We start from the raw sequence: 7923 nt of genomic DNA, 5'->3' as shown, positions 1-7923 counted from the left end.
AATCCCCGGGATGAAGGGGTCCTTTTTGCACGCCGATCACCCCACGAAGGGGGTGCCTATTGCACGCTGATCCTCACCGAATTGAAGCCGAAGCCCCGCGGAGTTCTTTACGCGCGCGTGTCGTCAAAAGACCAAGAGCGCGAGGGCTTTTCCATCGATGCCCAGTTGAAGCTCCTGCGAGCCTATGCCGAGGCGAACGAAATCCGCGTCGTCGAAGAGTTCATCGATATCGAAACCGCAAAGGCGGCGGGCCGCACTAACTTCAACCAGATGATCGCCTACGTTCGCCGTCATCCGACGATCGACACAATTTTGGTCGAGAAAACGGATCGGCTCTATCGAAATCTCCGCGATTGGGTGACGCTCGATGAATTCGAGATCGACGTCCATCTTGTGAAAGAGGGTGTCGTTCTGTCGCCCGACTCCAAATCTTCCGAGAAATTCATGCACGGCATCAAGGTGCTAATGGCAAAGAACTACATCGACAATCTCTCGGAGGAAGCGCGTAAGGGAATGATCGAAAAGGCTGAACAGGGGATTTGGCCGACCGTCGCACCTTTAGGCTATCGGAACATTGTCGGGCCGCTTGGCAAAAAGATTATCGAAGTTGACCCTTATACGGCGCCAGGGGTGACCCGATTGTTCGAATGGTACGGTACCGGTCGCTATTCGCTGAAGGAGGCAGGGAAAAAGGCCCGCGAAATGGGCATGGCATACCGAAAGAGCGGCAAGCCGCTTGGAGTCAGCTCCGTTCATCGGCTCCTGCGATCGCGAATTTATACTGGCGAATTCGAGTGGCTCGGCCAGCGATACCAAGGATCTCATCAGCCACTAGTCTCGATGGATCTTTGGGAAAAGGTGCAGGACATCATGGACGGCAGGCATCAGCCTCGCGCTCAGGAGGAAAAAAATTTCATCTTCTCCGGCCTCATCAATTGCGGTCACTGCGGAGGAAAGCTTGTCGGCGACATCAAGAAGCAAAAATATATCTACTACCGGTGCAGCCGCTACAAAGGGAACTGCAAGGAGCCATACGTTCGGCAGGAACGACTGCTCGATCGGTTCGTGGACATCGTCGCGCAGGTGTCTATGACCCCGGAAATGTTCAAATGGCTTGGGCAGGCGCTCAAGGAAAACAGCGACCTTGTCGCGAGCGAACACGCCAAAGTGCTCGATCGTCTCCGGCGCGATCAGGACGACATTCGCGAGCGCATGAAGCAAGCGTATGTGGACCACATTGACGGGCGGATCGACGAAGACATCTTCACTCGCATCACAGCGGACTTCCGCCAGGATCAGAAGAGCCTCGCTCGAGAGTTTGATCGGTTATCGATAGCTGACGACACATATATTGAAGATGGAATCGCGCTTCTCGGCATAGCGCGCGATGCAAGGAAGATGTTCGCTGATGCCGACTTCGCGGGCAAACGAAACATACTAAATCACGTACTATCGAACTGCTCTTACAAGGGCGAACAGCTACAGGTTACTTTCCGCAAACCCTTTGATATAATTGTGGAAAGTTTGCCCCGTGCCGAGCTTGCGGCTGATCGAGGAAGCGCCGAAACGCCAAAAAGTGAGAAATGGCTCCCATCTCAGTATACATCCAAAATAATTATGCGCATTTTTTCTGACGAAACAAGAAAAACTATTTCAAAGTATCGCGCAATCATAAGGACGTCAAAGGTAAAGCCTTTTGATGATTCCGTCGATTTTGTTTCGGACTCTCCATTATCATCTATTCGAGGTGTTGCAAACGGAATGCGGAAGCGCGACCGTGATCGCGCCGAACCCATTAGATTGTCCGGCGGCCCGAAGCTAACTTTGCGAGAACGCGCTGTAGCCTTCGTCCGAGAAAGGGGTGAGGTTCGAACGAAGGATCTTACCGATATCGGTGTTCATCGCTGCTATCTTGCCCCAATGTGCAAAGAGGGCTTGCTCGAAAAGATTGGCCATGGCCGATATCGGGCACCACCTCCGAAGGTTGCCTGAAAGCTCTAAATGAAGCTCATGGTGCATTTTGCACGTTGGACGGGCCGTTTCCCGGTAGCCCGCCTCCCTTCATCCACAATCTCAAAGAACCATCGCGGACGTGAAGCACCGCGCCGCGACGAAATCCCTGCGGCCATCCGGCAGTTCAGAACCCTTTCGAGCCTGTGGCACATTCCGGCGCCGCGTTGATCTCATGGCACATTTGCATATACCGGCCCTTCGGAAAATCGAGTGGGCACTAAAATGCCGTTTGCACCGGATTCGGCCCTTGGGGGGTCAATCAGGCCTTATTTTTGACATTCGCAGACGAGTCCCCGATCTGATTAGCCGACCGACGGCCTAGCGAGGTTAAATGGCGGCCCCACCTTGGAGCGACCAGCGCCAACCTATCGGCGGCATCGACCGGCAACGATCTCTATGAATGCTATTCAATCCGGACGCGGTCGAGCGCCAGCTTGCTCACATGGAAAGTAATGGCGTGCGCCGCGCCAACATGCGGGGGGAATATTGGGATGAGCGGGTTCGCATGATGCACTTTTGGTCGGATTATCTCAATCGCCTGCGTGAGGTAGTGAAGATAGTGAAGCCGCAGTTCGGTCTACGCGAATCTCCTGCTGATCAGGGCCTAAAGGCGTCTGTCGGATCTGGCGGAGTGCGGCCGGAGCGGTTGCGTTCGGGGTCGGGATAAACACTTGTGCGCAGCCTTAAATTAATGCAACGATCGTTGTCTAAAATGTCGAGGCAGTGACCTGCCGTCAGCCTGTCGCGGCGCTCTTTTCGGAGTGGTGAGGAGGTCAACGCCTCGCGCCAGCGCGACGGCCGGCTCGTTGTTGTCCGATGATTTTCTTCGACTGACGCCTGTTGCCGGGAGATGCCTTTCATGTCCTTGATCGTAAACCGCCGCGATATCGATTTCCTTCTGTTCGAATGCCTCGATGCCGGCGCATTGTTCGAGACCGATCGATACGGCGCACTCGACCGGGACATGGTCGAAACCATTCTCGACACCGCGCAGGCGATCGCCGAGGAGCAGTATCTTCCCCTTGCGGCAACGCTCGATGCCAACGAGCCGCAATTCGTAAACGGCAGGGTCGAGATCATGCCCGAAGTGGGGACGGCGCTGCGTGCATATGCCGAGGCGGGGTTTTTCGCTGCGGGTGCCGACCACGATGTGGGCGGGCTGCAACTGCCACATATCGTAACCATGGCAATCAACGGCATGTTCACGGCGGCGAACCTTGGTATCGCGAATTACGCCTTTCTCACCATTGCCAATGCGAACCTCCTCGCAACCTTCGCGAGCGACGAGCAGAAGAAGATATTCCTGCCCCCGATGCTCGAAGGCCGCTGGTTCGGTACGATGTGCCTTTCCGAGCCGCAGGCCGGGTCCTCGCTCTCCGACATCAGGACGCGCGCCGAGCCGCAGGCCGACGGGAGCTACAGCCTCATCGGGAACAAGATGTGGATTTCCGGGGGTGATCATGAGATCGCCGAGAATATCGTCCATCTCGTGCTGGCTCGCATTCCCGGTTCGCCCCCGGGAGTGAAGGGCATCTCGCTCTTTATCGTACCAAAATATCGCGTCGATGAAGACGGGGGCGTAGGGCCGCGCAACGGGATTGCGCTCGCCGGACTGAATCACAAGATGGGGCATCGCGGGACCACCAATTGCCTCCTCAATTTCGGCGAGGAGGGGCCGAGCATCGGTTATCTTGTGGGTGAGGCAAATAAGGGCCTCAGCTATATGTTTCACATGATGAACGAGGCGCGGATCGGGGTGGGGTACGCCTCGGTGATGTCGGCTCTCGCCGGGTATCTCTACGCGCTCGACTATGCGCGGACGCGCATGCAGGGACGCCTGCCGCAAGCGAAATCTCCTGCCGATCCGCAGGTGCCCATCATCGAACATGCCGACGTGAAGCGCATGCTGATGGCGCAGAAAACAGCGGTAGAAGGCGCGCTGGCGCTTGCCGCCTTCTGCGCCTTGCTCGTCGACCGTCAGAAGACGAGCGCTGACCCGGGCGATAAAGAGGAACTCGGGCTCCTGCTCGACCTTCTGACGCCGATCGCCAAGAGCTGGCCTTCGGAACATTGTCTGGAGGCAAATAAATGGGCGATCCAGGTGCTCGGCGGTTATGGCTATACGCGCGACTATCCGGTCGAGCGCCATTATCGCGACAATCGCCTCAACCACATTCACGAAGGGACGTTCGGCATTCAGGCGCTCGATCTGCTCGGGCGCAAGGTGCGGATGGACAATGGCCGGGCTCTCCGCCTGCTTTTCGGCCTGATGTCGGCTACCGTTGCAGAGGCTCGGACAACCGAAAGCTTGGTGGAGGAAGCCGATGCGTTGCGATCGGCCATGGCAGCTCTCGCCGGCGCGACCGAGGCGGTTGCCGCGAGCGAGGATATTAACCGCGGCCTCGCCAATGCTACGACCTATCTCGATGCGTTTGGTCATGTGGTAATCGCGTGGTTCTGGCTTCAGCAGGCGATGACGGCTTCGACCGCGCTTGCCGTAGCGTCAGTCGATAGCGATTTCTACGAGGGCAAGATTGCGGCATGCCGCTATTTCTTCCGCTACGAGTTGCCGCTCGTGCATGCGCGCTTCGCGCTCGTCGCCAAGCTCGATGTCACCTGCCTGGACCTCCGACCGGAGCATTTCGTCGGCAGCTAGCGCCTTGGAGGAGGGGGCTTCGCCGTATCCACGGATACCGTGGCAGCGCTGCGGGCGTGACGCGGTCCCTGTCGTCGCGTCCAGGAATTTCCCTGCTTGCGCGCCGGGATAAATCAACGTGACTATCGTTATGTAAGCGCGGAGGCTTCCGCGCAGTGGGTGTTTTCCGCTCCTAAACTTGGCGACGCTTCTGCGTGCGATGCGCGACCATCCACGGAGAAGCGTCGTCATCCTTCAGACAAGGCGTGCAAGCGCGTCCCGGTTGGGCATTTGCGATATTGTTCTTCCGGCGCGGAGCCTTTCCCGGATACGGGCGCGGTCGACCTTGGCGAACTCGGCTGTTGCCAGCCAGCGGTTGCGGCGTGTCCCGACGTCATGGCAGGTAGAGGAAAAGGCAGAACCCCTCGGCGGCGATGTGTTTGCGTGCCGCGAGGTCGTCGTCCTCACCCTTGAGATCGACTTCGCACCGGCGTTCCCACGGTCCGTAGCGGCGCGGCAAGTTTGCGCCGAGTTCGTCGCGTGTCAGGGCGCCGCGCTCGCCGGCGGCTGTGAAGCACCAGACCTTCATTGAGAGGGTGCACGCTTGAAACGGATCATGCCAAGTCTCCCGCCGCCTGGAACCCGGCCGGTGCGCTGACCCTGTTAGGCCGATCCGATATCAATTACACGTCATTTGTTATTATATTTGCGGTCCGATTTGGGGCAATCCGGGCCAGGAGAAAGAGAAGGGCCGGTTTCGGTGGCTTTGCGCTGGTGTTGCTCGCCTCCTGGCGCGGCTCGTCGAATCGATACTGCGATGAGAGGGTTGTGCTTTTAGGCCATTTTTACAAAGGCTTCCATCCTCCGCTCTCGACGCGCGACCTGCTGCCAAGCGAATTGACATATAGATAGCCAATGTTATCTATATTTGTACAGATTCAAGATTCGCTATCCAGAATTCGGAACAATATGCGCGTGAACGCTGCCGGGCAGCGGACGCGCGATCGCGGGAATGGCGCGATTGTCGTCAGGGGCTCTTCGATGCCGCGGCTTCGCGATGCATTCGACTATGGGATCGCACAGCCGCACTCCTGGCATCGGATGTCCGGCGAGGGCAGGCCGACCGGTCCGGGATCGGCGGCCAGGGAAGGCCGGATGGAAACTGGCCGAAACAAGGATATCGGGATGAGGTTCAATTGTCTTCGCACACGTCGAATGCGGCGTATCCTGTGCGATCTGCCGCTGCTCGCGATGGCAATATGCGCTGGGACCTCGGCCAGAGCTCAGGCAAAGGACGACGCGCCGATCATTGTGACGGGCGCAGGTCTGCCTGAAACCCCCGCAACACCGGCATATGATGTCCGGATCATCGATCGAGAGGCTTTGCAGATCACTGCTTCGGGACGGATCGAAGACGCGCTTGCCTCAATCGCCGGCTTTCAGCAGTTTCGGCGTTCGGACAGCCGCGCATCCAATCCGTCGGCACAAGGGATTACGTTGCGGGCGCTCGGCGGTAACGCAACGAGCCGGGCGCAGATGCTTCTCGACGGCGTCCCGGTGGCCGACCCCTTCTTCGGCTATATCCCCCTGTCTGCGCTCGCTCCCGAACGCCTTGCGAGCGTCCGCGTTACACGGGGCGGGGGATCGGGCCCTTTCGGCGCGGGGGCACTTGCCGGAACGGTCGAATTGGTCAGTGCCGATGCAGACACGCTGGGACCTCTGAGCGGCCAGCTGCTTGTCGATGACCGTGGCGAAACCGAGGCGAGCGCCACGCTGGCGACCCGGCTCGGCGGGGGCTTCGCCGTCGTTTCGGGGCGCTGGGACCGCGGCACGGGGTATCAGACGACGCCGGTCGACCAGCGCGTCGCCGCGACGGCCCGGGCGGCCTATGAAAGTTGGTCCACCCAGCTTCGCATCGTTGCTCCGCTTTCCGACGCGGTCGAACTCCAGGCGCGCGTCCTGGTGTTCGGTGATCACCGCACCTTGCGTTTCCGAGGGGCGGATTCGGCGAGCGAAGGGCAGGAAGCCAGCGTCCGCCTCGTTGGTCGCGGCGATTGGCAGTTCGATCTTCTTGCCTATGTGCAGGCGCGGAATTTTTCCAATGTCGTCATTTCTTCGGCCAGCTTCCGGCCCACGCTGGATCAACGCAAGACACCGTCGACCGGAATCGGCGGCAAGATCGAGCTTCGCCCGCCGATAGGCGCGGGGCATGTCCTGCGCTTCGGCGTCGACTATCGTCGCGCCGACGGAGAATTATACGAGACAGCCTTCAATGCAGGGACGGGCGCTGTCACCGCGCGCCGCAATGCCGGGGGAACCAACGGCGATCTCGGCTTCTTCATCGAAGATGATTGGCAACTTGGAGCCTTGACCCTGACCGCGGGCGCGCGCGCCGACCGCTACTGGATCGCGGACGGCTTCTTTACCGAGCGAAATGGAGCCAATCTGATTGTGACGGACAATCAGTTCGCCGACCGGTCGGGTTGGCAGGGATCGTTCCGTGGCGGCGCTATGTGGCAGGCGAGCGGCGCGCTGCGGCTTCGGGCAGCGGCATACAGCGGTCTCCGCCTGCCCACTCTCAACGAGCTATATCGCCCCTTCGTGGTCTTTCCGGTGACAACCAGGGCCAATGCCCGGCTTCGCAACGAGCGGCTGATCGGGTTCGAGGCAGGCGTCGATCTCGTTCCGGCTGACGGTATCGAATTCTCGGTAACGCTGTTCGACAACGAGGTGAAGCACGCCGTGGCGAACGTCACCCTCGCGCCCAACATACGCGAGCGCCGCAACATCGATGCCATTGAGGCGCGCGGCGTCGAACTGTCGGCGGGAATGACGCGCGGGGTTGTCAGCCTCCGGAGTTCGATCGCCTATACCGACGCCGAAGCCAGAGGGAGTGGGGTTGCCGCGGGGCTCGACGGCAATCGACCGGCGCAGACGCCGCACTGGGCGGCGAGCGCGACCCTCGGTCTCACCCCCGCCGAGGGCTGGACGCTGGCCGCAACCGTACGCCATGTCGGCAGGCAATATGAAGATGACCTGGAAAGCGACGCGCTGAAGGCTGCGACAACCCTCGACATGTTTGCCGAAATGCCCCTGAAAAAGCGCGTCGGACTGATCGTTCGAGCGGAAAACGTCACCGGCGCGCGAACCATCACCCGCAATCAGGGCGGTTCGATCGACCTTGGCACTCCACGAACCTTGTGGATCGGCCTGCGCTTGGGGATTTAGCCGTGCGGCGCGCGCGCTTGCGCGCGATTTACAAGCTGGAGGTCGAT

The 7923-nt window shown here is 59.6% G+C and carries 4 protein-coding genes; 3 read left to right on the top strand and 1 reads right to left on the bottom strand.

The window, feature by feature from the left end:
* Together AC3WS4_RS22865 and AC3WS4_RS22860 are read left to right on the top strand one after the other, a co-directional pair.
* The coding region (locus tag AC3WS4_RS22865) for a recombinase family protein (protein ID WP_492740577.1) at positions 1–1992 on the top strand (1992 nt) is incomplete at its 5' end.
* A gap of 880 nt (positions 1993–2872) precedes the next feature.
* Entirely contained in the window at positions 2873–4669 is a 1797-nt protein-coding gene (locus AC3WS4_RS22860; RefSeq protein WP_492740575.1) for an acyl-CoA dehydrogenase, read from the top strand.
* 373 nt (positions 4670–5042) lie between these two features.
* Here the strand turns inward: AC3WS4_RS22860 and AC3WS4_RS22855 are convergent, their stop codons facing one another.
* Complete coding sequence (locus tag AC3WS4_RS22855; protein WP_492740573.1) at positions 5043–5237, bottom strand: hypothetical protein; 195 nt, start codon at positions 5235–5237, stop codon at positions 5043–5045.
* A gap of 626 nt (positions 5238–5863) precedes the next feature.
* Between AC3WS4_RS22855 and AC3WS4_RS22850 the strand changes: the two genes are divergently transcribed.
* Positions 5864–7876 (top strand): TonB-dependent receptor plug domain-containing protein, encoded by a 2013-nt coding sequence (locus AC3WS4_RS22850; RefSeq protein WP_492740590.1) that lies wholly within the window; start codon positions 5864–5866, stop codon positions 7874–7876.
* Positions 7877–7923: the final 47 nt, after the last annotated feature.

The sequence above is a fragment of the Sphingopyxis sp. EU05-FHT14B03 genome, from assembly GCF_058790875.1.
This window is presented reverse-complemented; position numbering and strand designations above follow the sequence as displayed.

Excerpts from the sequence above, each read along its gene's own strand:
- AC3WS4_RS22860 (WP_492740575.1), top strand. The coding sequence starts at position 2,873 with ATGTCCTTGATCGTAAACCGCCGCGATATCGATTTCCTTCTGTTCGAA.
- AC3WS4_RS22855 (WP_492740573.1), bottom strand. The coding sequence starts at position 5,237 with ATGAAGGTCTGGTGCTTCACAGCCGCCGGCGAGCGCGGCGCCCTGACA.
- AC3WS4_RS22850 (WP_492740590.1), top strand. The coding sequence starts at position 5,864 with ATGCGGCGTATCCTGTGCGATCTGCCGCTGCTCGCGATGGCAATATGC.